Source organism: Candidatus Eisenbacteria bacterium (assembly GCA_035712145.1).
Classification (GTDB): domain Bacteria; phylum Eisenbacteria; class RBG-16-71-46; order RBG-16-71-46; family RBG-16-71-46; genus DASTBI01.
Genome location: DASTBI010000240.1, coordinates 1 through 1,193, shown reverse-complemented (window position 1 = coordinate 1,193; position 1,193 = coordinate 1). Strand labels below are relative to the sequence as shown.

The following is a 1,193-nucleotide window of genomic DNA, read 5'->3' as shown; positions in this document are numbered from 1 at the left end:
TCGATCTGGGTGACGACGCCGGCGCCGACCGTGCGCCCACCCTCGCGGATCGCGAACCGCAGCCCGTCTTCCATCGCGATCGGCGTGATCAGCTCCACGTCCATTCCGTCCACGTTGTCCCCGGGCATCACCATCTCCCGCCCGCTCGGCAGGTTCGCCACTCCCGTCACGTCCGTCGTCCGGAAGTAGAACTGCGGCCGGTACCCGTTGAAGAACGGCGTGTGCCGTCCCCCCTCTTCCTTCGTCAGCACGTACACCTGGGCCTTGAACTTCGTGTGCGGCGTGATCGACTTCGGCGAGCACACCACCATCCCCCGCTCCAGGTCTTCCTTCTCCATCCCCCGCAGCAGCAGCCCGATGTTGTCCCCGGCGATCGCCTCGTCCATCGACTTCCGGAACATCTCCACCCCGGTCACCACCGTGTCCCGCGTGTCCCGCAGCCCCACCACTTCCACCTTGTCCCCCACCTTCACCTTGCCGCGCTCCACCCTCCCCGTCCCCACCGTCCCGCGGCCCGAGATCGAGAACACGTCCTCCACCGCCATCAACAGCGGCTTGTCCACCTCCCGCGTCGGCGTCGGGATGTAGCTGTCCACCGCTTCCATCAGCTTCAGGATCGACTCGTTCGCCTTCGCGTCCTTCCCGCCCCCGTCCATCGCCTGCTTCGCCGATCCCCGGATCACCGGGATCTCGTCCCCGGGGAACTCGTACTTCTTCAGCAGATCGCGAACCTCCAGCTCCACCAGGTCCAACAGCTCCGGGTCGTCCACCATGTCGCACTTGTTCATGTACACCACGATGTACGGAACCCCCACCTGCCGCGCCAACAGAATGTGCTCCCGCGTCTGCGGCATCGGCCCGTCCGCCGCCGACACCACCAGGATCGCTCCGTCCATCTGCGCCGCCCCGGTGATCATGTTCTTCACGTAGTCCGCGTGTCCCGGACAGTCCACGTGCGCGTAGTGCCGGTTCGCCGTCTCGTACTCCACGTGCGCCGTCGCGATCGTGATCCCGCGCTCCCGCTCTTCCGGCGCGTTGTCGATCGATCCGTAGTCACGCACCTGGATCGTCGGATTGTTCTGCGCCAACACCATCGTGATCGCCGCCGTCAAGGTCGTCTTCCCGTGGTCCACGTGACCAATCGTCCCCACGTTCACGTGCGGCTTCGTCCGCTCGAACTTCTGCTTGGCCAT

Annotated in this window: 1 protein-coding gene; it reads right to left on the bottom strand. The window is 65.7% G+C overall.

Annotation, left to right across the window (positions count from 1 at the left end; genetic code table 11):
• A partial coding sequence (tuf, locus tag VFQ05_16950) for an elongation factor Tu (protein HET9328458.1) occupies window positions 1–1,193 on the bottom strand: 1,193 nt, incomplete at its 3' end.